Genomic DNA, 24,043 nt, shown 5'->3' on the forward strand with positions numbered 1-24,043 from the left:
CCGGGGCCCTCACGGCGGGCTCACTTCGGGGGGAACCGGAGAGCACCGTCGAGCCGGATGACCTCGCCGTTGAGGTAGTCGTTCTCGCAGATGTGCTCGACCAGTGCCGCGTACTCGGGGGACTGCCCCATGCGGCGCGGGTGCGGGACCTGCGGCCCCCAGTACGCCTCCAGCTTGTCGCCCGCCGTGCCGTAGGCGGGGGTGTTGAAGGTGCCGGGCGCGATGGTGACCACGCGGATCCCGAGCGGGGACAGGTCGCGGGCGGCGACCAGCGTCATGCCGACCACCCCGCCCTTCGCAGCCGCGTACGGGAGCTGCCCGATCTGCCCCTCGTACGCCGCGATCGACGCGGTGTTGACGATGACGCCGCGCGAGCCGTCCACGTCGTCCTGGCGGCCGATCGCGGCGGCGGCCAGGCGCATCACGTTGAACACGCCGGTGAGGTACACGTCGATGGTCTTGCGGAACCCGGCCAGGTCGAGAGGGCTGCCGTCCTTGCCGACGAGCCGCCCGCCGGTCGCCGGACCGCCGTGGCAGTCGACCGAGACGCGCAGCGGAGCCGTCTCCGCGGCGGCGGCCAGCGCGGCCTCGACGTCGGCCTCCTCGGTGGCGTCGGTCCGCACGTACCGGACGCCCAGCTCGGACTCCAGGGCCTTGCCCTTCTCGTCGGCGAGGTCGGCCACGACGACCTTGGCCCCGGCCGCGTGCAGGCGCCGCACCGTGGCCTCGCCCAGGCCGCCCGCGCCGCCGACCACGACCGCGGAGCTCCCGCTGATCTGCATCAGTGGTCCCCTCTCTTGCTAATACGGATCTACCTGAGCGAGAATAGCATTCTCATGAATATCGCGATGATCCTGGAAATGGCGGTGTCGGCGGGCGACCGGGCGGCGGTGTCGGCGGGCGGACGGTCGTTCACCGCCTCCGAGCTCCTGCGCCTCGCCCACTCCGCGGCGCATCGGTTCCGGAAGTATCCGGCGGTCCTCTACCTGGGCACCAACCACCTCGCCTACCCGGTCGCGCTCTTCGGCGCGGCGGTGGCGGGCGTCCCGTTCGTCCCGATGAACTACCGGCTCGGCGAGGAGCAGCTGCAGGGCCTGCGGGACCGGCACCCCGGCGCCCTCGTGCTGCGGCAGGACGACCTCGACGGCCTCCTCGACGCGGCGGATCCGCCGCCCGGCGAGGAGATCGACGTGCTGCCGGACGGGGACGGGGTCGCCGTCCTGCTCTACACCAGCGGGACGACCTCGGCGCCGAAGGCGGCGGTGCTGCGGCACCGGCACCTGCTGGCGTACGTGATGAACACGCTCGAGTTCGCGTCCGCCGAGGAGCCGGACGCGGCGCTCGTCGCCGTCCCGCCGTACCACATCGCCGGGCTGGCGAACCTGCTGACGAACATCTACACCGGGCGCCGGGTCGTCTACATGGCGAAGTTCGACGCGGCGGAGTGGCTCGCGACCGTCCGCGGCGAGGCGGTCACGCACGCCCTGGTCGTCCCGACGATGCTCGCCCGGATCGTCGCCGAGGTGGAGGGCGACGACGCCGGGACGCCCACCCTGCGCACCCTCGCCTACGGCGGCGCGCGGACGCCGCGGCCCGTCCTCGAGCGCGCCCTGCGGGTCTTCTCCGGCACCGGCTTCGTCAACGCCTACGGGCTGACGGAGACGGCCTCCTCGGTCGCGGTGCTCGGCCCGAACGACCACCGCAAGGCGCTCGCCTCGGACGACCCCGCGGTGCGGGCCCGGCTGGAGTCGGTCGGCCGGGCGGTGCCGGGCGTGGAGTTCCAGGTCCGCCGCGAGGACGGCGACCCCGCCCCGGCGGGGGAGACCGGGCTGGTGTTCGTCCGCGGCGACCAGATCTCCGGCGAGTACGGCGGCGGCACGGTGCTGGACGCCGGCGGCTGGTTCCCCACCCGCGACCGGGGGCGGCTCGACGACGGCGGCTACCTGTTCATCGAGGGCCGGGCCGACGACACCATCATCCGGGGCGGCGAGAACATCGCGCCCGCCGAGATCGAGGACGTCCTGCTCGGCCACCCGGGGATCACCGAGGTCGCCGTCGTCGGCCCGCCCGACCCCGAGTGGGGGCAGCGGATCGTCGCCGTCGTCGTCGGCGCGGGCGACCCCGAGGAGATCAAGCGGTGGGCGAAGGAGCGGCTGCGCTCCTCCAAGACGCCCGACGCGATCGTCTTCCGCCCGGAACTGCCGAAGACCGACACCGGAAAGATCCTCCGCCGCACCCTGCTGGCCGACCTGGAGTCCGCACATGCCTGAGACCGCCCCCGAAGCCGTCATCGTGTCCGCCCTGCGCACCCCCATCGGCACCGCCTTCAAGGGGACCCTGCGCGACACCTCCGCCTTCGACCTGGCCCACCACGTCGTCTCCCACACGGCGAAGGGGCTGGACCCCGAGCTGATCGACGACGTCATCCTCGCCGAGGGCCTCTACGGCGGCGGCGTCGTGGCCCGGCACGCGGCGATCACGGCCGGGCTCACCGACGTCCCCGGCCTCGCCCAGAACCGGCACTGCGCCGCCGGGCAGGCCGCCGTGCAGAGCGCCGCCGCGAGCATCCGCGCGGGGATGGACGAGCTGATCATCGCGGGCGGGGTGAACTCGGCGTCGACCTCGCCGAAGTCGTCGATCCGGGTGGACGGCGAGTGGACCGACTGGTTCCCCGCCACCCACCCCGACCGGCCGGACGCCCCCAACCGCGACATGTCGATCACCGTCGGCTGGAACGCGGCCGTCGAGGCGGGCGTGACCCGGGAGGAGATGGACGCGTGGGCGCTGCGCTCGCACCGCAACGCCGTCCGCGCCATCGACGAGGGCCGGTTCGACGCCGAGGTCGTCCCGATCGAGACGCCGCACGGGACGTTCGCCGTCGACGAGCATCCGCGCCGCGACACCTCGATGGAGAAGCTCGCCTCGCTGAAGCCGCTGCACCCGGAGATCGAGGGGTTCAGCATCACCGCGGGCAACGCGTGCGGCTCCAACGACGGCGCCGCCGCGCTCGTCGTCGCCGGCGACCGGTTCGCGCGGCAGCACGGGCTGCCCGCGCTGGCGACCGTCCGGTCGTGGGCCTCCGTCGGCATCGACCCGAGGATCACCGGGCTCGCCCCGGTGAAGGCGATCCCGAAGGCGCTGGCCCGCGCCGGGATGAAGCCCGCGGACGTGGACGTGTTCGAGATCAACGAGGCGTTCGCGGCGATGTGCGTCGCGACGATCGGCCGGCTCGGGCTCGACCCGGACAGCGTGAACGTCAACGGCAGCGGCTGCTCGCTCGGCCACCCGGTCGCCGCGACCGGCGCCCGGATGCTCGTCACGCTGGTGCACGAGCTGCGCCGCCGGGGCGGCGGCGTCGGCGTCGCCGCAATGTGCGCGGGCGGCGGGATGGGTTCGGCCACCGTGATCGAGGTCCCCGCTCCGTGACGGGCGCGCGCGACTCGGCCCCCGCTCCAGCCTCCGGAGCGGGGGCCGCTCGCTTCCGTCCGCGCGCCGGCGGACCTGCTCCTCCGCCGGTCCCGCGAGCCCGGCGGGGCGGCGGAGGAGCAGGGGTCGTCGGGGCGTTCAGTCCTTGAGGCGCAGCAGGGCCTCCTGCGCGTAGGAGGCGACGAGGGAGCCGTCCGCGGTGAGGACGTCGCCGCGGCCGAAGCAGCGGCCGTGGGCCAGGATCGGGCTGTGCTGGCGCAGCAGCAGCCAGTCGTCGGTGCGGAACGGCCGGTGGAACCAGAGGCTGTGCGAGGTCACCGCCGACGCGAACGCCTTCCCGGCGTCGTTCTGGGACACCCCGTCGAGCGCGCGCAGCGCCGTGCCGATCAGCGTGAGGTCGGTGGCGTAGGCGGCCAGCGCGGGCGCCAGCTCCGGGGCGACCTCCGGGGTGCGCATCCACAGCTCGTACTCGGGCGGCCCGGCGGTCCTGGCGTCCAGCTCGCCGGCCGAGCGGGTCTCGAAGGGCAGCAGGTCGAGCTTGACCTCCCGCTCGGCGCCCGGGAGCGGTGGCGCGCCGGGGACGGCCTGGTGCTCGGCGCCGTCCTCCCGGGCGTGCATCGACACCGACGCGGTGGCGATCACGCCGGCCTCCTGCCGGGCGGTGATCGTCACGGTCGCGAACGCCCTGCCCTCGTGGTGGCGCTCGACCTCGTACCGGACGGGCTCGTCGGAGCCGCCCGCGCGGGGGAACAGCACGTGCAGGGACTTGACGGCCTTGTCCGGGCAGACGGCGCCGGCCGCCCGGACGAACTGGGCCAAGAGCTGGCCGCCGAACAGCCGATGGTAGGTCAGCCGCTGGTTGCGCCCGGCGAACTGTGCGGTGGGCGCGGCCGCGGAGCCAGGGCCGCCCTCCGGAGCCGGCTCGGGGCCGTCCAGCTCCAGGCAGGCGAGGAGGTCGCTCCACGGATCGGTCACGGAAGTGGGCATGCCACTAGTGTAAATCACGTGACCGATCTATGAGAATGCTGTTCTCGGGGTCGTCAGGCGGCGACCGCGCCGAACCCCGTCGAGCAGAACTCCCACAGCTCGTCGGCGGTGATGGGGTGCGCGTCCTCCTCGACCGGCGTGCCGTGCGCGATGAACATGACCGTCTGCATCACCAGCGCCGCGGCGCGCCGGGGCTTGACGTCCGGCCGCAGCCGTCCCGCCGCCTCGACCTGCTCCAGCAGCTCGGTGAACAGGGTGAGCAGCGGCGCGTGGGCCGACTTCACCTCGGCCGGGTGGGAGACCAGCAGCTGCGGTGCGAAGTCGGTGAACAGCGGACGCTCCGCCGCCGGGTCGGGCCGCGACAGCTCGAACAGCAGCTGCACGGCGACCTTGAGGCGCTCCATCGGGTCGGACTGCCCGCCCGCGGCCGCGCGGATCTGCTCGGTGGACCGCCGCAGGGCGTCCTCGAACAGCGCGAGGAGCAACTCGTGCTTGCCGTCGAAATGCTGGTAGAAGCTGCGCAGCGACTGGCGGGAGCGATCCACGATCTCCTGCACGGTGAAGTCGGTGCTGCCCTTCTCCGAGATGATCGCCTGTGCCGCGTCGAGGAACCTCTCCACCCGCTGCTCGGCGCGCAGCCGCGCCGCCTTCGTGGACCGCTCGACCGCGCGGTCCTTCCAGGCCGGCCTGTGGGTCGCCGTGTCCGCCGTCGAATCCGTCTTCTGCACCATATGTAGAACCTTACTGCACAGTATCGGCAGTCACCGGTACCGGCATCGCACTACGGCGCGCACGGCAACGAGACTATGACTTGCACAAGTCAAGAGTGTCATAGCAAGGCGCTCTGCGCCCCGTTACCGCTCACAGTTTCGGTCCATGATGCCGCTCACAATTGCACGAGTCGCCGCGCCGATCCCTCCGTGCGCAGAATACGGCCCGCCTCCCGCGTCAGCTCGCGGGCACCGCCGAGCAGCCCGTCCAGGACGAGCGCGCGCCGGACGTGCCGGTGCAGCTCGTGCTCCTCGGTGAACCCGATCCCGCCGAGCACCTGCTGGCAGTGCCGTGCCGCCGTCAGCGCGGCCCGTCCGGCCGCCGCCTTGCCGAGCAGGGCCGCCAGGTCCGCGTCGGCGGGGTCGTGCGGTGCGGCCAGTGCGGCCTCCGCGCCCTCCAGCGCGACCAGCGTCTCGGCGAGCCGGTGCCGGACGGCCTGGAACGAGGCGATCGGGCGGCCGAACTGCGCGCGGTCGAGCGCGTGCTCGCGCGCGAGCCGCAGCATGGCCCGTCCGGTGCCGGTCAGCCACCAGCCGAGCGCCCGCCGGCCCGCGGCGAGCGGAACCGGGTCGCCGCCGTCCGCGACGGTGCGCAGCGGCAGGTCGCCGTCCAGGAGGGCGCCGCTTGCCGCACCGCCGGCCGCACCGTCCCCGGTGCCGCGGTCCCAGACGACCCGGCGGCCGCCCGCGTACGGCAGCGGCGGCGGCGCGTCCCCGAGGGGACGTCCCGCTTCCGCGAGGACGACGTCGTTCAGCACGGCCGCGTGCGCCCCGGTCTCGCCGAGCAGCCCGAAGACGAGCGGGACGGCGACGTCCGGGACCGTCGCGAGCAGGTCGGCCCAGCCGAGTTCCGCCAGCGCCCCGTCCAGTTCGGGCCCCGACGCCGCCGCCATCGTCCCGCGCAGCGCGTCGGCGAGCATCTCCCGTTCGGCGGCGTCCATCGCGGGGGAGTCCGTCGCGGGGGAGTCTGCGGGGGAGTTCATGGTCAATCCTTCCCCAGGTCGAGGAGACGGCGGGCGATGATGTTGCGCTGGATCTCGGCCGTGCCGCCGTAGATGGTGGCCGCCCGCGAGTACAGGTAGTCCGAGCGCCACGGCGTCTCGTCCAGTTCGAGGACGCCGGGCAGCAGGTCCCGGGCGGTGTCGAACAGCTGCTGCTCGGCGCCGGCCAGCAGCACCTTGTCGACCGAGGTCTCCGGGCCGAGCCGGGCGCCGTCCGCGAGCCGCCGCTGCGTCGCGTGGGAGCGGGAGCGGATGGTGTGCAGCGCGAGGTACGCGGCGCCGAGCGCGGCGTCGTCGGTCTCGTCCGTCTCGGCCGTGAGCCGGTCCAGGCGCGAGTACAGGTGCGCGACCCGGTGCCAGAAGCAGGTCGAGCGCTCGTGCGGGAGCAGGTCCATCGCCAGCCGCCAGCCGTCGCCGGGACGGCCCAGCATGCGCCCGCCCGGGACGACGACGTCGTCGAAGAACACCTCGGCGAACTCGTCGACGCCGTGCATCGTGCGCAGCGGCCGGACCGTGATGCCGGGGGTGTCCATGTCGAGGAAGAACGCCGTGATCCCGGCGTGGCCGGGCGCGGTGCGGGTGAGCAGGACGCACCGCTCCGCGAACTGGGCGAGGCTCGTCCACACCTTCTGCCCGTTGATCACCCAGTCGTCGCCGCGGGGCTCGGCCCGGGTCGACAGCGACGCGAGGTCGCTGCCGGACCCGGGCTCGGAGAACCCCTGGCACCACTGCTCGTCGCCGTTCAGCAGCCGCGGCACCATCTCCGTGGCCAGCGCCGGCGGCGCGTAGGAGATCATCGTCGGGGCGAGGACCTCGATCATGGAGTAGATCCCCGGCTCGGCCAGGTCGCGGGTGGCGACCTCCTCGCCGAGCACCGCCCGCAGCACGGCCGGCCCGCCGAGGCCTCCCACCTCGGCCGGCCAGCCGTACCGCATCCAGCCCGCGTCGTAGAGGGCGCGGCGGACCCGGCCCAGCTGCGCGACCTGGCCGTCGAACGTCAGCCCCGGCGCGGGGGACAGGTCGTTCTCGTCGAGCCAGGCCCGCACCTTCGCCCGGAACTCCGCGACGTCCGTGCCCGCGCCGTTCACGTCCGCGCCGCCCGCGCCCCCGGTGCTCATGCTCCTGCGGACCGGTGCGCGTGCGGGCGCCCGGAGTCGTGCGCGCCGCTGCGGCGGATGAACGTCATCGCCCGCGTCCGCAGCCGCCAGCCGTCGCCGGTCCGCGCGTAGGTGTCGTTGTAGTAGCCGATCCGCATCTCGTGCGTGGAGTGGTCCACGAAGCAGAGCGGCTGCGTGCCCGTCGCGGTGTCGCCGTCGATGTCCACGGCGGCCGTCCCGGTCAGGAACAGCCCCTTGGGCGCGGCCTCGACCAGCTCGGGGAACTCGTCGAGCCGGTAGGTGTCGCCGAACGCGCTGTACGTCCCGTCCGGAGTGAACACCGTGAGCAGCCCGTCGATGTCGCCGCGGGTGATGGTGACCGCGTACCGGGCGAGCAGCTGCTGGATCTCGACCTGGTCCTCGACGTTATTTATGGACAAAGACCTTCCCGCCCTTCATCACGAACCGCACGTCCTTGGTGACGGCGATGTCCTGCAGGGGATCGCCGGGCACGGCGATGACGTCGGCGAGGAGCCCCTCGGCGAGCCGCCCCCGGTCGGTGGCGTCGATCAGCTCGGCGGCCCGCACGGTCGCCGCGCGCAGCACGTCCGCCGGGGCCAGGCCCCGCTCGACCAGCGCCGTCAGCTCGAAGGCGTTGCGGCCGTGCGGGATGGCCGGGGCGTCCGTGCCGACCGCGATCTTCACCCCGGCCTCGTACGCCGCCAGCACCGACCGCCGCGCCTTCGGGAACATCTCGGCCGCCTTGGCCTGCAGCTCCGGCGCCGCCTTGGAGACGTCCATCCCGTCGGCCAGCGCCGTCGTCGGGACGAGCCACGTGCCCCGCTCGACCATCAGCGCGATCGTCTCGTCGTCGATGAGGAAACCGTGCTCGATGCAGTCGATGCCCGCCTCGACGGCGTTGCGCACCGCGCCCGCGCCGTGCGTGTGCGCGGCGACCTTGAGGCCGCGCCGGTGCGCCTCGTCGACGATCGCGCGCAGCTCCTCGTCGGAGTAGTGCTGCGCGCCCGGAGTGCCCGTGTGCGACATGACGCCGCCGGACACGCACACCTTGATCAGCCGCGCGCCGTGCTTGATCTGGTACCGGACGGCCCGCCGCACCTCGTCGACGCCGTTGGCGATGCCCTCCTCGACCGACAGCTGCAGGACGCCCGGCGCGAACGCCGCGAACATCGTCGGGTCCAGGTGCCCGCCGGTCGGGGTGATGGCGTGCCCGGCGGGGACGATCCGCGGGCCGTCGATCCAGCCCGCGTCGATCGCCTTGCCGAGCGCGACGTCCAGCAGGTAGCCGCCCGTCTTCACGAACAGCCCCAGGTTGCGGACGGTCGTGAAGCCGGCCCGCAGCGTGCGGCGGGCGTTGCCGACGGCGCGCAGCATCCGCAGCGGCGGATCGTCCTGGGTCGGCGAGTACTCGAGCGTCTCGCCGCGCCCGCCCATCAGGAGGTTGACCTCCATGTCCATGAGACCGGGCAGGAGGATCGCGTCGCCGAGGTCGAGCACCTCGCCCTCGGGCGGGCCCCCGACGCCGGCGATGCGGTCGCCGTCGATCCGCAGGATCCCCGGCCGGACGATCTCGCCCGCGTCGACGTCGAGGAGCCCGCCCGCTTTCAGCGTGAGCATGTCAGACCACGGGCTCCACGATGAGGTCCAGGTACGCCGCGCCGCTGTCGGGCACGCGGGCCTGCTTCCACACCTCGACGGGGAACGACACCATGACGAGGCCCTGCATGAGGTGCATCAGCGTGCGGGCGTCCTCGGGAAGGTCGTCGAACGGGTGCCGGTCGATGTACTGGATCGCGTCCTCGAGGCGGGGGAACGCCGCGTCATAGAACGCCTGCATCTCGTCCATCGAGCTGGCGAGACGCTTGGCGTACCGCTCGGGCTCGGTGGCCAGGGCCCAGGCCGCGTACGGCTCGAGGTCGGAGAATTCAGCGGGCAGCGGCATTCTCGTGCTCCTTGACGTGGTCGCGGGCGACCTTGTGGAGGTGACGCAGGAGGATCTCCTGGTCGTTGAGGGGGAAGTCGGTGACCGCCCGGCCCTTGAGCATGGTCTGGGTGGCCTCGAGGGTGTTGGCGTCCTGGAGCGCGTACTCCTTGAACGTCACCGCGGCGAGCTCGTGGCCGAGGCGCTCGCGGGCGTTCTTCGGCGGGACGAAGTAGAGGCTCGACTCGAAGATGTGCTTGTCGACGCCCGTCGGCCAGTAGTGGTAGGTCAGGTACCAGCCGGGCGCCCAGATGAGCAGCATGAAGTTCGGGAAGAGGACGAAGGAGTCGCTTCCCCACGCCTTGTGCCGCGCGGGGTTGAGGCCCTCCGGCAGGTCGTCGAGCCCGTCGATGTCCGGCCGGTCCCAGGGGCCGAACAGGCCGCTGCGCAGGATCCGCTCGATCGGCTTGACCATCGAGGGGTCCTTGGGCGGCGACATGCCGCCCCAGGACGAGATCATCGAGTGCGGGCCCTCGAGCTTGTAGTGCAGCGCCTCGTAGCCGAAGCCCAGCAGCTTGTCGGCCTCGTCCTTGACGGCCTGCTTCTGGTGCAGGACGGGGGCGTGGTAGAACTCCGCGAACGCGTCGATGAACAGCTTCCAGTTGCTGCCGACCTCGGCCCGGTAGCTGTACACCTCGGTCATCTCGTGGAAGGGGTAGCCCTCCAGGCCCTTGGCCATGTCGCCGAGGTAGTCGCTCAGCGGCGCGGCGTCGGGGTCGAGGTTCACGAAGATGAACCCCTCCCAGATCTCGCAGCGCACGGACTTGAGCCCGTAGTCGGCCTTGTCGACGTTGAAGAACTCCTCTTCCTGCTGGATGAAGGTGAGCTCGCCGGCCAGGTCGTAGCGCCACGCGTGGTACTTGCAGGTGAACTGGCGGCAGGTGCCCTTGACCTCCTCGCCGGGGAAGTCGTTCCAGACGAGCTTGTTACCGCGGTGCCGGCACACGTTGTAGAACGCGCGGATCTCCTTGTCCTTGCCGCGGACGATGATCAGCGACGTGTCCGCGGCCGCAAGCTCCTTGGTGAAGTAGCTCCCGACCTTCGGCACGGACTCCACGCGGCCGACGTTCAGCCACGTCCGCTTGAAGATCGCCTCCCGCTCGGCCTCGTAGTGGGCCGGGTCGATGGAGTCGCTGTAGTTGACGGGGGCTGTGCCCAGCTCGGGGTAGTGCTCTGTCCAGCTGCCCGCGGCGGGTTTCGGGAAGTGAGGCAAGGGTCCGACCTCTCGATGCCGTTCCTTCTCGCTGACGAGAATGACATTCTCATTTGTGGATCGTAGGTTCTCACGGCTTCCGGCGGACGTCAATCGCTCACCGCCGAAGCTTGGCGAAGTCCCAGCTCACGACCTTTTCGGGAAGCAGCCGCAGCCATGCGTGCCGGCCGTCGTACCGGAACTCGCCCCCGCCCGCGTACTTGTCGGCGAAGAGCCGCTCCGGGACGGTCAGCACGTCCGACGGCTCGCCGGCGCGCGGGACCTCGCCGACGACCTCGACCTCGCCGAGCAGTTCGACGCCCCGCAGCCGCAGGAAGTCGGTGCCGCCGTCGTCGACGATCGCGCTGACCCGGGGATCGGCCGCCGCGTCGGCCCAGCGGCGGCTGCGGGTCAGCGAGTTCAGCCACAGGGCCGAGCCGTCCCACACGAACCACAGGGCGCTGGTGTGCGGGCGCCCGTCCGGGGCGACCGTCGCGACCCTGCAGACGGGCTGCGTCCTCAGGAAGGTGTCGCGCTCGTCCCCGGTCATCGCGATCGCCCGTCCCCGGCGCTGCTCTTCCATGACCCCTCCTGGATGGTTGATTCTCTTAATTTGAGAAGATAGTTTCCGCAGCGAGAGGAAGGAAGGACCGCCATGACGTCAGCAGAACCGGAGCTGCGCCCCGGAGCGCAGCTCGCCAGCACCGTGTGCGCGACGAAGGTGGTGGTCGTCCGGGCGCCCGCGCAGGGCGGCCCGGTGATCGCCTGCGGCGGCAGCCCGATGGCCGCCGCCTCCGGCAAGCCCGCCAAGCCGGCCGCGCCGTCCGGCGACGCCGCGAACGCCACGCTCGTCGGCAAGCGCTACGTCGACGAGGCCGGGACGGTCGAGCTGCTGTGCGTGTCCTCGGGCGCGGGCGAGCTCACCTGCGACGGCGCGCCGATGACCATCAAGGCGGCCAAGCCGCTGCCCGCCTCCGACTGAAGGACCCCCGTTGCCATCGCCACATTCCCCTGCGCCGCATTCCCCGGCGGCACCCTCGCCGGTGCCGCGGTCCCGACGTCCGGCCGTGGGGGCCCGGTGAGCGATCTGGTGCTCATCGAGCAGCGCGGCCACGTGCGGGTGCTGACACTGAACCGGCCGCACGCCCGCAACGCCCTCGACCCGGCCGCCATGGAGGAGCTGTCGGCCGCGCTGCGCGCCGCCGCCGACGACCCCGGCACGCGCGCGATCGTCCTGACGGGCGCGGGGACGGTGTTCTGCGCCGGGCTGGACATGAAGGCGTTCGCGCGCGGCGGCGACATCAAGGGGCTCGTGTGGTTCTACCACCGCAGCGTCGCGACTCCGGTCGTCGCGGCGCTGAACGGTCCCGCGCTGGGTGGCGGGTTCGAGCTGGTGCTGGCGTGCGACCTGGTCGTCGCCGCCGAGGACGCCCGGCTCGGGATGGCCGAGGTCAAGCGGGGGCTGTTCGCCGCCGGCGGCGGCACGACGCTCTCCCAGCGGATCCCGATGGCGCTCGCGCTGGAGATGGGGCTCACCGGCGATCCCGTCACCGCGGCGCAGGCCCGCGAGCACGGGCTGGTCAACCGCGTCGTTCCCGCCGACCGCGTGCTCGCCGAGGCGCTCGCGCTGGCCGACCGGATCGCCGCGAACGGCCCCCTCGGCGTCGCGATGACCAAGAAGCTCATGCGGCAGCGCCGCTGGTGCACGCCGGACGAGGTGAAAGAGGTGTTCGGCAGCGCGGACGCCAAGGAGGGGGCGCGGGCCTTCGCCGAGGGCCGTGCGCCGGACTGGACGGGAAGGTGACCACGCGGTGGACTTCGAGTTGAACGACGAGCAGAAGCTGTTCCGGGAGACGCTCCGCGACTTCGCCGACAAGGAGATCGCACCGGTCGCCTCCGAATGGGAGCGGACCGGGCGGTACCCCGCGGAGATCGTCGAGGGGCTCCGGGAACTCGGGCTGTTCGGCCTGAACGTGCCCGAGGAGTACGGCGGCCTCGGCGCCGACCGCGTCTCCTACGCGCTCGCGTTCGAGGAGATCGCCCGCGCCTGGCTCGGCGCGGCCGGGCTGTTCGGGCCGCACTCGGTCGCCTGCGTGCTGATCGCCCGGCACGGCACCGCCGAGCAGAAGCAGCGGTACCTGCCCGCGATGGCGACCGGCGAACTGCGGTCCGGGATCTGCCTGACCGAGCCCGGCGCCGGTACCGACCTGCAGGGGATCGCCACCACAGCCGTGCGCGACGGCGACCACTACGTGGTGACCGGCGCCAAGACCTGGATCACCAACGCGCGGGTCGCCGGGGTCCTGCCCGTCCTGGTCAAGACGGGACGCGCCGAACGCGCCCACGAGGGCATGTCGGTGTTGCTCGTCGACACCTCCTCGCCCGGCTTCAAGGTCACCCGCGACCTGCCCAAGCTCGGGTACAAGGGGCCGGAGACCTGCGAACTCGTCCTCGACGAGGTGCGGGTGCCGGTCGCGGACCTCCTCGGCGGCGAGGAGGGGCGCGGCATGCAGCAGATCCTCGGCGGACTCGAGATCGGCCGGATCAACATCGCCGCCCGCGCCGTCGGCGTCGCGCAGGCGGCCTACGAGGCGGCGCTCGGCTACTCGCGGGAGCGGGAGGCGTTCGGCCGCCCGATCTCGAACTTCCAGGCCATCCAGCTGAAGATCGCCGACATGGCCACCGAGATCCAGGCCGCGCGGCTGCTGACCTACTGGGCGGCCGACCGGGCGGAGACCACCGGCGGCCGGGTCGACATGGAGGCCGGGATGGCGAAGATGTACGCCTCCGAGGTCGCCATCAAGTGCGCGCTGGAGTCGATGCGCATCCACGGCGGCTACGGCTACTCCGCGGAGTTCGTCGTCGAGCGGCTGTACCGGGACGCCCCGCTCATGGCGATCGGGGAGGGGACGAACGACGTCCAGCGCCTGGTCATCGCGAAGGCCCTCGTGTCCGGTGGGGGACGCCTGGGCTGGTGAACGCGCGGCGCGTACGAGGCCCCCGGTTCGGTACCCCGCCGGGGGCCTCGTGCGTTCGTTACCGGCCGATTCCCCCGGATTACGGTCACGTGACCCTTGTCACAGGGCTGCGAACCGACCTACTGTGTGTTCAGTAGGTTTCGGGAAGGAGTCCTCCGGTTGACCGACGAACGGCCGTACGCCGCCCTCCTCGCGAAGGGGGAGGACCGCCGACAGCGGATCCTCACCGCCGCGCAGCGACTGCTGAAGCGGCACGGATGGCGCGGTATCACGCTCGGGCGGATCGCCCGCGAGGCCGGGGTGAGCCCGGCCGGCCTGCTGCACCACTTCGAGTCGAAGGAAGCCCTTCTCCACGCCGCCGTCGACGCCCGCGACGCTTACGACGAGGCGCACGCCGACATGGACGCCGACCTCATCACGCAACTCGAGAGCGTCGCCGAGCGGTTCCACCGCGCGCCCGACCTGGTCGGCATGTTCGCCGTCCTCCTGGTGGAGAACCTTGACCCCGACGATCCGCTGCACGACCGCATGTTCGGCCGCTACCGGGCCTCCGTGCGCACCATCGCCGAAGGCATCCGGCGCGGCCAGCGCGCCGGCCGGTACCGCGCCGACCTGGATCCGGACGTGAAGGCCGTGGAGATCGTCGCCTTCCTCAACGGGATAGAGACATCATGGCTGCTCGACCCTTCGATTCCGCTGACCGAGGTTTTCACGGAGTACACCGGGTCGCTCGCCCGGCAGCTCGCGCCGGTCGCCGGTACACCCTGAGGCACCATCTCGTCGTGGTCGCCCCGAGCATGCTCGGCGGCGTGCGCTTCGCGGGCGGCTGGGTGTTCGACCGCGTCGCCGCCGGCTGGGACGTCACCGTCCTCACCGCGGACTCCACAGGTTCCCGGGCGCTGCGCATCCTCGGCGCGCGGGGCATCGACCTGGAGACGGCGCTCAACTCGACGGTGCGCGGGCCCCGGCCGAGCGCCCTCGCGGTGGACGCCGCGCTGTGCGAGTCCGACGAGCGGATCATGCGCAGGCTGCTCACCCTGCTCGACACCGACATGGACATCCGCCTGTGGGGCGGACGCCGCGCCGTCCCCGGCGACGAGGCGCCCGGCTGCGTGCAGCACCGGCTGAGCAGCGCCGCGCGCGCGTTCAAGGCGCACGCCCTCGCGGCCGCGACGGCGTCCGCCGGGCGCGTGCCCGCGCCGTGCGTCTCCCCGGACTGCATCACCGGCGACTGCGCGCCCGCCGCCCCGGCGAACGCCGCGGCCGCCGACCCCGCCACGCGTCCCACCGAGGTCTTCTGGCGGGCGGAGAGCCTTCGCCGGTCCGGCGCCCCGATCGCCTGACCGACCGCCGGTCCGATCTCCTGCCTCCTCGCGGGCCCCGCACGCCCCCGACCGTCCTCGCACGCCCTCGATCGCCCTGACGCGCACGGCTCCGAAGCGGCCGTGCGCGTCTTCGTGCGCGTCTCCGCGCGGCCGCTGCCACTCCCGCGGCTCGCCGCCGTCCGATCACCGCGACGGATCGAGAACGTGACTGGCGTAGACTGAGCGGTGGTTCAATCGGCTGACGGTCGGTTCGGGGTGCGCGAGGCGGCAAGGAGGGTGCGGTGACGAAGACGGATTCGGCCGACGGCACGAGGGAGGCGGCCGCGCCGGAGCGGCTCAGCCCGCGCGAGGTGCGCCGCCGGCAGCGGATCGAGCTGGGGCGCGAGCAGATGCTCGAGACGGCGGAGGAGCTGTTCGCCGAGCGCGGCTACTACGAGACCAGCCTGAAGGACGTCGCGCAGCGGTGCGAGTTCTCGGTCGGCTCGATCTACTCCTTCTTCGACAGCAAGGAGGCGCTGTACCTGGCGGTCCTGATGCGGCGGGGGCCGGGACGGCTGGAGGAGATGAAGCGCCTCGCCGCGGCCGGGGGGCCGGCGGGCGAGCGGTTCGTCGCGCTGGTCACGGGGGAGCTGGAGCACCGCCGCAAGTACCCGGCCTGGGCGCAGCTCCACGCCCAGATGACCAAGGTCGGGGCCAGGGAGGTCGCCGACGTCCCGCAGGACTACAAGGACTTCCACCGCGAGACCGTGCGGATCCTGGCGGGCGTCGCCGCCGACGGCCAGGCCGACGGGACGGTCCGGCCCGGCGATCCGCACGCGCTCGCCCGCATGTGCAGCGCGCTCATCGACAGCTTCACGCTCATGGACCCGATGATCAGCGATGAGCCGGAGGGCATCGGCGCGGAGGAGTTCCTGACGTTCGTCCAGGAGACCTTCACCACCCGGTGATCCCGCGCGACCCCGGGCGGCGCCGCCCCGGGGTCCCGGTTCTCCGGGCGCCCCGGGGCGTCCCGCCGTCAGCCGCGGGCGATCTCCTGCTCGGCCTTGGTCCACAGCCAGCCCGCGTAGGCGTGCAGGCCCTCGCCCATCGCGCGGTTCATCCGGCCGTCGAGCGCCAGCACGAAGGAGCGCTCCAGCAGAGCGGCCAGCCGGAAGCACGCGAGCACCTGGAACCAGCGGAAGTCGGACACGTCCCGGCCGGTCAGCGACGCCCAGTGGTCGACGAGCTCGGCCCGTCCCGGCATCCCGTCCCACGGCCGCAGCTGCGGGTCGCTGCCCGGCGGGTCGCCCTCCTCGCGCCAGGCGGTGAGGATCCAGGCCAGGTCGAGCAGGGGGTCGCCGACGGCGGCCATCTCCCAGTCGACGATCGCGGCGAGCTCCGGCGCGTCGTGCCGGAACATCACGTTCGCGAACTGCAGGTCGCCGTGCACGATGCCGCGGTGCCACGCCTTCGGCCGGTTCCCGTCGAGCCAGTCCGCGACGACGTCGACGAGCGGCGACTCGCGGTCGGTGTAGCCCGCTGTCTCCCGGTAGCCGTGCAGCATCTTCCGGTACCGCGAGACCTGCTTGTCCAGCCACCCGTCGGTCCGGCTGAGATCGCCGAGGCCGATCGCGTCGGGGTCCACCGCCGCCAGCGCGGCCGCGCCGCCGACCAGCTCGAACGCCAGCTTCCGGCGCCACTGCGGATCGGTGCCGTAGCCGCCGGGCAGGTCGCCCCGGGGCATGAACCCCTCGATCTTCTCCAGGACGGAGAACGGCGCGCCGATTACGCCGGCGTCCAGGGTGCTCGCGTGCAGGCGCGGGTGCGGGACGGGCGTGCCGGCCAGCGCGGTCAGCACGCGGCTCTCCCGCGCGAACGGCTTCGCCGCCTCCTCGCCCGCGTGCCGGCCGGGCCTGCGCAGCACCAGTTCGGTGCCGTCCGCCCGGCGCATCACGAACAGCAGGTTCTGCGCCCCGCCCTTGAGCGGCTCCAGCGACGCGACCGGACCGTCCCCGGGGACGTCCGCGAGTCCCGGCCACGCGTTGAGTCGCGCGATGTCGACGACGGGTCCGTCCGAGGTCTTCGGCTCGCTCATCGGGCGGCTCCGGTCACGGTCAGGCGGCCCGCGAACTTCTTCCGCGCGGCCTCGATGCGGGTGGGCAGGTGCGAGGAGCCGAACAGCCGGTCGTCGGCGGGCTCGGCGTCCTTGAGCAGCAGCCGGGCGACGACGTCCTTGTGCGACTCGGTGGGGCCGTCCGCGACGCCCAGTACCGGCCCGGCCTGCCACATCTTCGCCAGCGGCAGCTCGTTGGACACGCCGAGCGAGCCGTGCAGGTGCATGGCCCGGTAGAGGACGTCGACGAGCGTGCCGGGCGTCGCGGCCTTGACCGCCGAGATGTGCAGCCGCGCGGCCCGCGCGTCGGCCTCGTCGCCGCTCGCGTTCGCCTTGTCCACCTGCCAGGCGGCGTGCAGCACCTGCAGGCGGAACTGCTCCAGCCGGATCCACGTGTCGGCGAGCGACTGCCGGACGGCCTGCTGCTTCGACAGCGGGCCGCCGCGGGTCTCGCGGCTCGCGATCCGCTCGATCATCATCTCCATCGCGCGCCGGCACTGCCCGACGGAGCGCATCGCGTGGTGCAGGCGCCCGCCGCCGAGCCGCGTCTGCGCGATCGCGAACCCGGTGCCGGGCTCGCCGAGCAGGTTCTCGCGCGGCACCCGGCAGCCGGTGAACCGCAGGTAGCCGTGCGCGCCCTCGCCGATGGCCTCGCCGCCGAGACCGGTCTGCCGGACCATGTCCATGCCGGGGGTGCCGCGCGGGACGAGCAGCATCGACGACCCCCGGTGCACGGGGACGTCCGGGTCGGTGACGACCATCGCGATGACGAACGCGGCGTACGGGTAGTTCGAGGCGAACCACTTCTCGCCGTCGATCACCCACTCGTCCCCGTCCAGGACGGCCCGGCAGGTGAACGAGCCCGGGTCGGCGCCGCCGGTCGGCTCGGTCATCGCGTACGTCGACACGATGCGGCCGTCCAGGAGCGGTTCGAGGTACTCGCGGCGCTGCCGCTCGTTGCCGTAGTGCGCGAGGATCTCGGCGTTGCCCGAGTCGGGCGCCTGCGTGCCGAACACCATCGGCGCCCACTGGGACCGGCCGAGGATCTCGTTGAGCAGGGCCAGCCTCACCTGCCCCATGCCCATGCCGCCGAGCTCCGGCGACAGGTGCGCCGCCCACAGCCCCTGCTCCCGGACCCGTGCCTGGAGCGGGCGGACGACCTCGCGGAAGACCTCGCTGTCACGGTCGTAGGGCTCGTCGTTGCCCGGGAAGAGCACGTCGATCGGCTCGACCTCCTCCCGGACGAACCGGTCCACCCAGTCGAGCTTCGCCTGGAACTCGGGATCGGTGCTGAAGTCCCACATGCCGTTCGTTCCTTTCGTCGGGTTCGTGGCCGGGCGCCGTCCGCGGTCCCGGACGGATCGGATCGGGCCGTCACGGGATGCCGCCGTCCACCCGCAGCGTCGCGGCCGTCGTGTAGCTGGAGGCGTCCGAGATCAGGTAGAGCGCGGCGCCCACGACCTCCGGGGGGCGCCCGATCCGCTGGAGCGCGTGCGGACGCAGCCCCTCGGCGAGCTCCTCCTCGTCGCCCCAATTCCGGGTCGCCCAGGTGGCGAAGGGCCCGGCCATCAGCGTGTTCACGCGCACCGCCGGGCCCAGCGCCTTGGCCAGGCCCTCGGTGAGGACGTTGAGCCCGGCCTTGGCCGCCGCGTAGGGGACGATCGCGGGGCGGGGCCGGATCGACCCGGTCGAGCTGACGTTGACGATCGAACCCCGCCCGGCCTCCGCCATCCGCTCCCCGGCGAGCACCGAGAGCCGGAACGGCCCCTTGAGGTTGAGGTTCATCACCGAGTCGAACATCTTCTCGGTGACGTCGGAGAGCGAGTCGTAGACCGGGGACATGCCCGCGTTGTTCACCAGCGCGTCGAGCCGGCCGAACCGCTCGTAGACCGCGTCGACCAGCCCGGGCAGCCGGTCCCACCGGCCGACGTGCACGGCGTAGGGCAGCGCGGAGCGCCCGGTCGCCTGCTCGATCTCCCCGGCGGCCGCCGTGCAGGCGTCGAGGTCGCGGCTGGCGATGACGACGTCGGCGCCGCAGCGGGCCGCGGCGAACGCCATCTCCCGTCCCAGGCCCCGGCTGCCGCCGGTAATCAGCACGACCCTGCCGGTCAGGTCGAACAGTTCGTCCGCGAAGCCCATCCTCGCCCTCCGCCGCATTCGTGTTCTCGTTTCAGAGAATGCCGTTCTTGGCAGGCTAGAGGATAATTCGACCCCGAGGAAGCCCCGAGCCGTCGCGGCCGGTTCCGGAGGACGTGCGAACGGGGGGCGCCCGCCCGCCCGATCGGCGGGCGACGGGCCGGTCACCACCGGCCGTCTTACGCGGGCCAGACTTCCCGGACGTCGCCGGACGAGAGCCGCGCGAGCGCGTCCCGCAGCGGTGCGTGCAGGAGGACGAGGTCGCCGGGGGCGCCCGCGCGGACGCGGCGCGGCGCTCCGCCCGGGTCGCCGGGCGGGGACAGGTAGGAGCGGAGCGCGGCCCCGGGGGTGAGCGCCTCGCCCGGTCCGAGGACCGCGCCGGTGCGCGTGCGGCGCCGGACGGCGGCGTCCATGACGGCCCACGGGTCCGCCGGCCCGTACGGTGCGTCGCTCGACAGCCCGACCGGGACGCCCGCCGCGGCGAGCCCCGCGCACCGGTACAGGTCCGGCCGGTCGGCGGCCGGGACGTCGCGGAGGTAGTCGTCGCCGCGGTCCGCGAGGAAACCGGGCTGGGTGACCACGCGCAGCCCCCGCGCGGCCAGCTCGCCCGCGGTCTCCGGCGGGACGAGCGCGGCGTGCTCGATCCGGTCGCCCGGCCGCGTGCCCGCCGCGTCGAGCGCGGCCAGCAGCAGGAACAGCGCCTCCCGGGTGACGCAGTGGACGGCGACCGCGCGGTCCGCGGCGTGCGCGGCCGCGATCCGGTCCGCGAGGCCGTCCAGCGACGGCAGGCCCGAGTCGGCCAGCACGATCTTGTACGGCCCCGTGGTGATCCGCGGGCCCGGCGGCGCGGGCGGCCCGTCCAGCGGGACGCCCAGCAGGTGGACGCGCTGGGGCAGCGCCCCGCCGCGCACGGCCGCGCCGATCGCGGCGAGGGCGGTGCCGTCGAGGTCGGGGGTCGCGTCGGTGACGGCGGTGACGCCCGCGGCCAGCAGCCGTCGGCCGGTCGCCGCGAGGTCGGCGGGCGGGGCCGGCGGCAGGCGGTCGCGGAGCCAGCCGTCCGCCCGCCACAGCCGCCCGGTCGGCGCGCCGTCCGCGTCCCGCTCGATGCCCGGGTGGCGGCCCGCGGCGAGGCCCGCCGCGCGCACGGCGGCGGAGTTCAGCGTCCACATCGCGCCGCTGCGGTGCTGGATCCGGACGGGACGGTCGGCGCGGAGCGCGTCGAGCCCCGCGGCGTCCAGGTGCCCGGCGACGCTCTCGGCGTACCCCGTCCCGCGGATCCAGCCGTGCGCGTCGGCCGCCGCCCCGCGCAGCGCGGCGGCGAGCGCCCCGCGCGTCGTGACGTGCGGCGGCCCGCAGCGGACCGAGCGCGCCGCGGCGGCCATGGCGTGCAGGTGCAGGTGGTGGTCGCACAGCCCGGGCAGGAGCGCGCCGCCCGCGCAGTCCACCGCCCGCTCGCCGGGCCGCCGCGCCAGCCCGGTGCCGATTTCGGCGATCCGCCCGCCGGCGACCCGGACGTCCACGCGCGCGTGCCCGTCGACCTCGGCGTCCCGCAGCAGGAGCCCGCTCATCGGGCGAGGCCGAGTTCGCGCAGCACCTCGGCGGTGTCCCGGCCGGACTCGGGCGCGGTTCCGGGGACCTCGCGCCGGACCGGCTCCGCGACCGGGACGAGCCCGCCCGCCCCGGTGTCGAGGGCCCACCCGCCGCCGTGCCGGACGGCCGCCGGGGGCGGGCCCGCATCCGCACCGGCGAGGGTCCCCGCGACCACGTCCGACATGGCGACGTCCCACAGCACGCCACCGCCGCCCGGTGGGGCGGTGGCCGCCAGCGCGGCGGCGGTGAGCCCGGTGAGCGGGTCGGCGATCGCGTCGCCGCAGAACAGCGGCGTCCCGTCCGGTTCGCGGCGGACGAGCCCGCACGCGGCGGCGACGTCGTCGCCGAAGCCGACGCGGTCGGCGTCCCGCCCGTATGCGGTGATCGACACCCACGTGGTGCCCGCGGCGACGGCCGCGTCCGCGTCCAGCCCGAACCGGGCCAGCGCGCGCGGCCGGGACGCCTCGACGACGATGTCGGCGGCGTCCACCAGCGCCGCCATGGCGTCCCGTCCGGCCGCCGTGCCGGGATCGAGCACCACCGAGCGGTGGCCCGCGTGCAGGAGCCGGTAGAAGTCCGGGTTCCCCCGGCGGGCGCCGTCCGGGCGCGACGGCGTCTCCACCTTCACGACGCGCGCGCCCGCGAGACCGAGCAGGTGCGCGCACAGCGGACCGGCCCACAGCGCGCTGAAGTCGGCCACCAGCAGCCCCTCGACGGGACGCGGCGGCAGCGGCGCCGGGACGTGCGCGCGGCGGCGCGTCCGCCCGACGGGCCCGGCCGCGATCCCGAGCAGCTCGGCGCGTTCCGCCAGTTCGTCGCCGCTGTGCGCGCGCAGCCACGCGGCCACGCCGGGCCACGGGTCCGATCCGGTGTCCGCCCCGATCATGGCGCCGAGCAGCGCGGGATCGTCCGGGCGGGCGCAGGAGACGGCCGCCCACCCGTCGGCGGTCCGCAGCAGGCGGCAGGAGCCCCCCGCCGAGACCGTCCCGCCGCGCCGGTGCCCGGTGAAGGCGGCGCGCTCGGCCAGCACGCGCGGGCCGTCCACCGGAACCGGGAGCCTCTCCGCCAGCTCGCGGGCCGCCAGGGCGCCGCGTCCCGGCGGGATCAGGGGCGGGCCGTCCGGACGCCCGGTCAGCGCGGCCACACCGCTCGCCGCCCACTCGACCTGCCCGGACATGGGCCGACGATACACTCTGCGCCGCTACCCGATCTCGATCGAAGGGGGCCCGGTGATCGTCTCGATCGAGGACCTCGCCGCGGGTGCGGCCGGCGCGCCGCCGCTGGACCGGGACGGCTCGCCCCGCGAGCCGCTCGTGGCCGTCGACCTGTCGGCCGCCGCCTCCCCGGCGGCGGTCGAGCGGGCGGCACGCGCGGCCGGCGACGCCGACCGGATCATCGTCGGGGTGGGCGACGCCGGGCCGCCCGCGCTCGTCCGGGCCCTCGACCTCACCCTCGCGACCACCGGCGCGGGACGCGCGAGCGTGACCGCCGCCGATCCGGGGGAGCGGCTCGCGGCGGTCCGCGCGGCCGTCACCGCGAACCCGCGCGCCGCCCTGGTGCTGCGCGAGGTGCTGCGGGCGACCGAGCATCTGCCGGTGCCTGCCGCGCTGGACGTCGAGTCGTACGCCTACTCCACGCTGCTCGGGGGCGCGGAGTTCGCGCGGTGGCTCGCGTCCCGGGGGCCCCGCCCGCTCCCGCCGGACGCCGCCGAGCCCGTCCTGCTCGACCGCACCGGCGACCGGCTGCACATCACGCTGAACAGGCCGGACCGCCGCAACGCCTACGGGCGCCAGGTGCGCGACGCCCTCGTGGACGCCCTGGGGGTGGCGCTGCTCGACGACGGGATCGCCCGGATCGTCCTCGACGGCGCGGGGCCCGCGTTCTGCTCCGGCGGCGACCTCGCCGAGTTCGGCACCGCGCCCGACCTCGCGACCGCCCACCACGTCCGGACCCGCGCCGGGGCGGGACGCCCGCTGCACCGGCTCGCGGGGCGGACGGAGGTCCGCGTGCACGGCGCCTGCGTGGGCGCGGGCGTCGAGCTGCCCGCGTTCGCGGGCCGGGTCGTCGCCCGTCCGGACGCCGTGTTCCGGCTGCCGGAGGTCGCCATGGGGCTGATCCCCGGGGCGGGCGGGACGGTGAGCCTCCCGCGCCGGATCGGCCGCCACCGCACCCTGTACCTGGCCCTCACCGGCGAACCGCTCGGCGCCCGCACCGCCCTCGCGTGGGGCCTGGCCGACGAGATCTCCGCGGCGGGCGACGCCGGCTGAGACCCCGGGACCGTGCGCAGAGGCTTGCTCTAACCTAGTGAGAATACTAATCTCGCCACCGAGAACACAGATGTCGGAGGCTGTTCCGGCCCGACGTGGAAGGGTGGCGCCCGGTGGACCTGGCCTTCACCGACGACCAGGAGGCCCTGCGCGAGAGCCTCCGCGACTTCTTCGAGAGCGAGTCGCCACCGGAGGTGGTGCGCGCCGCCGAGCCGCTCGGTTTCGACGGCGACCTGTGGCGCAAGGTCGTCGAGATGGGACTCCCGGCGATCCCCGTGCCCGCCGAGCAAGGCGGGGGCGGGGCCGGGCTGCTGGAGCTCGCCGTCGCGGCCGAGTGCCTCGGCCGGACGCTGGCCCCGGTGCCGCTGCTCGAGGTCGCCGCCGCGACCGCCCTGCTGGCCGACGCGGCGCCCGACCATCCCTGGACGGCCCGCGCCGTCTCCGGCGAGCTGATGCCGACCCTCGCGCTGCACCCCGTGACCGGCGGGGCGGCCCGCCTGGTCCCGGCCGGAGCGGTGGCGGACGTGGTGGTCGCGCTGCGGGGCGACCGGTTGGTCGCGGTCCGGGAGCCCGACGCGGCCGCGCCGCAGGCGCGGGCACGCGCCGTCCCGAACCTCGGCGCCATGCCGATCGCCGACCGCCCGCTGGACGGCGGCGAGACGGTCGTCCTCGCCGAGGGCCCGGCCGCCGTCGCCGCGCACGCCGACGCCGTCCGCCGCTGGGAGGCGCTGACCGGCGCGGCGCTCACCGGGCTCGCCGCCCGCGCGCTCGAACTCGGCCTCGGCTACGTGCTGGAACGCCGGGCGTTCGGCATCCTCATCGGCGGCTTCCAGACGGTCCAGCACCGCCTGGCCGACGACGCGACGGCGCTGGAGGGCGCGCGGCTGCTGGCCTACAAGGCCGCGTGGGCCCGTGACGCCGGGCTCCCGGACGCGGGCGCGCTGGCGACGATGTCGCTGCTGTTCGCGTCCGAGACGGCGTTCACCACGGCGGCCGACAGCCTGCAGATGCACGGCGGCTACGGGTACACCCTGGAGTACGACGTGCAGCTGTACTTCCGGCGCGCGAAGGCGTGGCCGCTGGTGGCCGGCGACCGGCGCGCGGCCTACGCGGGCCTGCCGCGCCGCCTCTACGACGCGGTGCCCGGACCGGCGCCCGCGACCACGGCGGGGGTGTGACG

At 74.1% G+C, this 24,043-nt stretch carries 25 protein-coding genes; 10 read left to right on the top strand and 15 right to left on the bottom strand.

What is annotated here, in order from left to right:
• Positions 1 to 20: 20 nt before the first annotated feature.
• Complete coding sequence (locus F7P10_RS38205; protein WP_151016892.1) at positions 21 to 782, bottom strand: SDR family NAD(P)-dependent oxidoreductase; 762 nt, start codon at positions 780 to 782, stop codon at positions 21 to 23.
• 54 nt (positions 783 to 836) lie between these two features.
• Here F7P10_RS38205 and F7P10_RS38210 point away from each other — a divergent pair, with 54 nt between their 5' ends.
• Together F7P10_RS38210 and F7P10_RS38215 are read left to right on the top strand one after the other, a co-directional pair.
• Positions 837 to 2,270 carry a class I adenylate-forming enzyme family protein gene (locus tag F7P10_RS38210; protein ID WP_151016893.1) on the top strand — a complete coding sequence of 478 codons (1,434 nt, stop codon included), beginning with the start codon at positions 837 to 839 and terminating at the stop codon, positions 2,268 to 2,270.
• Positions 2,263 to 3,426, top strand: coding sequence for a thiolase family protein (locus F7P10_RS38215; protein WP_151016894.1), 1,164 nt, complete (start codon positions 2,263 to 2,265; stop codon positions 3,424 to 3,426). Before F7P10_RS38210 ends, F7P10_RS38215 begins: the two co-directional genes overlap by 8 nt.
• 138 nt (positions 3,427 to 3,564) lie before the next feature.
• Here F7P10_RS38215 and F7P10_RS38220 read toward each other — a convergent pair whose 3' ends face one another.
• The 9 genes from F7P10_RS38220 to F7P10_RS38260 form a co-directional block, all read right to left on the bottom strand.
• Positions 3,565 to 4,413 (bottom strand): acyl-CoA thioesterase II, encoded by an 849-nt coding sequence (locus tag F7P10_RS38220; protein ID WP_218040256.1) that lies wholly within the window; start codon positions 4,411 to 4,413, stop codon positions 3,565 to 3,567.
• 53 nt (positions 4,414 to 4,466) lie between these two features.
• Complete coding sequence (locus F7P10_RS38225) at positions 4,467 to 5,144, bottom strand: TetR/AcrR family transcriptional regulator (RefSeq protein ID WP_151016895.1); 678 nt, start codon at positions 5,142 to 5,144, stop codon at positions 4,467 to 4,469.
• 155 nt (positions 5,145 to 5,299) lie between these two features.
• Complete coding sequence (locus F7P10_RS38230) at positions 5,300 to 6,166, bottom strand: acyl-CoA dehydrogenase family protein (protein ID WP_218040257.1); 867 nt, start codon at positions 6,164 to 6,166, stop codon at positions 5,300 to 5,302.
• Between the two features lie 2 nt (positions 6,167 to 6,168).
• On the bottom strand, positions 6,169 to 7,302 hold the full coding sequence (locus F7P10_RS38235; protein WP_151016896.1) for an acyl-CoA dehydrogenase family protein: 1,134 nt from the start codon (positions 7,300 to 7,302) through the stop codon (positions 6,169 to 6,171).
• Positions 7,299 to 7,721, bottom strand: a complete 423-nt coding sequence (locus tag F7P10_RS38240; RefSeq protein WP_218040258.1) for a nuclear transport factor 2 family protein — start codon at positions 7,719 to 7,721, stop codon at positions 7,299 to 7,301. The genes F7P10_RS38235 and F7P10_RS38240 overlap by 4 nt, the downstream gene beginning before the upstream one ends.
• On the bottom strand, positions 7,708 to 8,919 hold the full coding sequence (locus tag F7P10_RS38245) for an amidohydrolase family protein (protein WP_151016897.1): 1,212 nt from the start codon (positions 8,917 to 8,919) through the stop codon (positions 7,708 to 7,710). Before F7P10_RS38245 ends, F7P10_RS38240 begins: the two co-directional genes overlap by 14 nt.
• Position 8,920: 1 nt before the next feature.
• The gene (locus tag F7P10_RS38250; protein ID WP_151016898.1) at positions 8,921 to 9,244 is read right to left on the bottom strand and encodes a hypothetical protein; all 324 of its coding nucleotides are present in this window, start codon (positions 9,242 to 9,244) and stop codon (positions 8,921 to 8,923) included.
• On the bottom strand, positions 9,228 to 10,496 hold the full coding sequence (locus F7P10_RS38255; RefSeq protein WP_151016899.1) for an aromatic ring-hydroxylating dioxygenase subunit alpha: 1,269 nt from the start codon (positions 10,494 to 10,496) through the stop codon (positions 9,228 to 9,230). The genes F7P10_RS38250 and F7P10_RS38255 overlap by 17 nt, the downstream gene beginning before the upstream one ends.
• A 97-nt stretch (positions 10,497 to 10,593) precedes the next feature.
• Positions 10,594 to 11,058 (bottom strand): pyridoxamine 5'-phosphate oxidase family protein, encoded by a 465-nt coding sequence (locus F7P10_RS38260; RefSeq protein ID WP_151016900.1) that lies wholly within the window; start codon positions 11,056 to 11,058, stop codon positions 10,594 to 10,596.
• A 72-nt stretch (positions 11,059 to 11,130) separates the two neighbouring features.
• Between F7P10_RS38260 and F7P10_RS38265 the strand changes: the two genes are divergently transcribed.
• The 6 genes from F7P10_RS38265 (at position 11,131) to F7P10_RS38290 (ending at position 15,725) form a co-directional block, all read left to right on the top strand.
• Entirely contained in the window at positions 11,131 to 11,457 is a 327-nt protein-coding gene (locus tag F7P10_RS38265; RefSeq protein ID WP_151016901.1) for a hypothetical protein, read from the top strand.
• Between the two features lie 96 nt (positions 11,458 to 11,553).
• Positions 11,554 to 12,279 carry an enoyl-CoA hydratase-related protein gene (locus F7P10_RS38270; protein WP_151016902.1) on the top strand — a complete coding sequence of 242 codons (726 nt, stop codon included), beginning with the start codon at positions 11,554 to 11,556 and terminating at the stop codon, positions 12,277 to 12,279.
• 7 nt (positions 12,280 to 12,286) lie between these two features.
• Complete coding sequence (locus F7P10_RS38275) at positions 12,287 to 13,453, top strand: acyl-CoA dehydrogenase family protein (RefSeq protein ID WP_151016903.1); 1,167 nt, start codon at positions 12,287 to 12,289, stop codon at positions 13,451 to 13,453.
• Between the two features lie 159 nt (positions 13,454 to 13,612).
• Positions 13,613 to 14,221, top strand: coding sequence for a TetR/AcrR family transcriptional regulator (locus F7P10_RS38280; RefSeq protein ID WP_151016904.1), 609 nt, complete (start codon positions 13,613 to 13,615; stop codon positions 14,219 to 14,221).
• Between the two features lie 14 nt (positions 14,222 to 14,235).
• Complete coding sequence (locus tag F7P10_RS38285; RefSeq protein WP_176611816.1) at positions 14,236 to 14,796, top strand: hypothetical protein; 561 nt, start codon at positions 14,236 to 14,238, stop codon at positions 14,794 to 14,796.
• A gap of 263 nt (positions 14,797 to 15,059) precedes the next feature.
• On the top strand, positions 15,060 to 15,725 hold the full coding sequence (locus F7P10_RS38290; RefSeq protein WP_151016905.1) for a TetR/AcrR family transcriptional regulator: 666 nt from the start codon (positions 15,060 to 15,062) through the stop codon (positions 15,723 to 15,725).
• 68 nt (positions 15,726 to 15,793) lie between these two features.
• Here the strand turns inward: F7P10_RS38290 and F7P10_RS38295 are convergent, their stop codons facing one another.
• The 5 genes from F7P10_RS38295 to F7P10_RS38315 all read right to left on the bottom strand — a co-directional run bounded on the left by F7P10_RS38295 (position 15,794) and on the right by F7P10_RS38315 (position 21,773).
• A complete protein-coding gene (locus F7P10_RS38295) occupies positions 15,794 to 16,852 on the bottom strand; it encodes a phosphotransferase family protein (protein WP_151016906.1) in 1,059 nt (352 codons plus the stop codon).
• Positions 16,849 to 18,174 carry an acyl-CoA dehydrogenase family protein gene (locus F7P10_RS38300; RefSeq protein WP_151016907.1) on the bottom strand — a complete coding sequence of 442 codons (1,326 nt, stop codon included), beginning with the start codon at positions 18,172 to 18,174 and terminating at the stop codon, positions 16,849 to 16,851. Before F7P10_RS38300 ends, F7P10_RS38295 begins: the two co-directional genes overlap by 4 nt.
• 70 nt (positions 18,175 to 18,244) lie before the next feature.
• Positions 18,245 to 19,009 carry an SDR family NAD(P)-dependent oxidoreductase gene (locus F7P10_RS38305; protein ID WP_151016908.1) on the bottom strand — a complete coding sequence of 255 codons (765 nt, stop codon included), beginning with the start codon at positions 19,007 to 19,009 and terminating at the stop codon, positions 18,245 to 18,247.
• A 176-nt stretch (positions 19,010 to 19,185) separates the two neighbouring features.
• Complete coding sequence (locus F7P10_RS38310) at positions 19,186 to 20,574, bottom strand: amidohydrolase family protein (RefSeq protein WP_151016909.1); 1,389 nt, start codon at positions 20,572 to 20,574, stop codon at positions 19,186 to 19,188.
• Complete coding sequence (locus F7P10_RS38315; RefSeq protein ID WP_151016910.1) at positions 20,571 to 21,773, bottom strand: CoA transferase; 1,203 nt, start codon at positions 21,771 to 21,773, stop codon at positions 20,571 to 20,573. Before F7P10_RS38315 ends, F7P10_RS38310 begins: the two co-directional genes overlap by 4 nt.
• On the opposite strand from F7P10_RS38315, the gene F7P10_RS38320 reads away from it, so the two are divergent.
• Together F7P10_RS38320 and F7P10_RS38325 are read left to right on the top strand one after the other, a co-directional pair.
• Positions 21,772 to 22,863 carry an enoyl-CoA hydratase/isomerase family protein gene (locus tag F7P10_RS38320; protein ID WP_151016911.1) on the top strand — a complete coding sequence of 364 codons (1,092 nt, stop codon included), beginning with the start codon at positions 21,772 to 21,774 and terminating at the stop codon, positions 22,861 to 22,863. The genes F7P10_RS38315 and F7P10_RS38320 overlap by 2 nt on opposite strands.
• A 113-nt stretch (positions 22,864 to 22,976) precedes the next feature.
• Positions 22,977 to 24,041, top strand: coding sequence for an acyl-CoA dehydrogenase family protein (locus F7P10_RS38325; protein WP_151016912.1), 1,065 nt, complete (start codon positions 22,977 to 22,979; stop codon positions 24,039 to 24,041).
• The last annotated feature ends 2 nt before the right edge of the window (positions 24,042 to 24,043 follow it).

Source organism: Actinomadura sp. WMMB 499 (assembly GCF_008824145.1).
GTDB lineage: Bacteria > Actinomycetota > Actinomycetes > Streptosporangiales > Streptosporangiaceae > Spirillospora.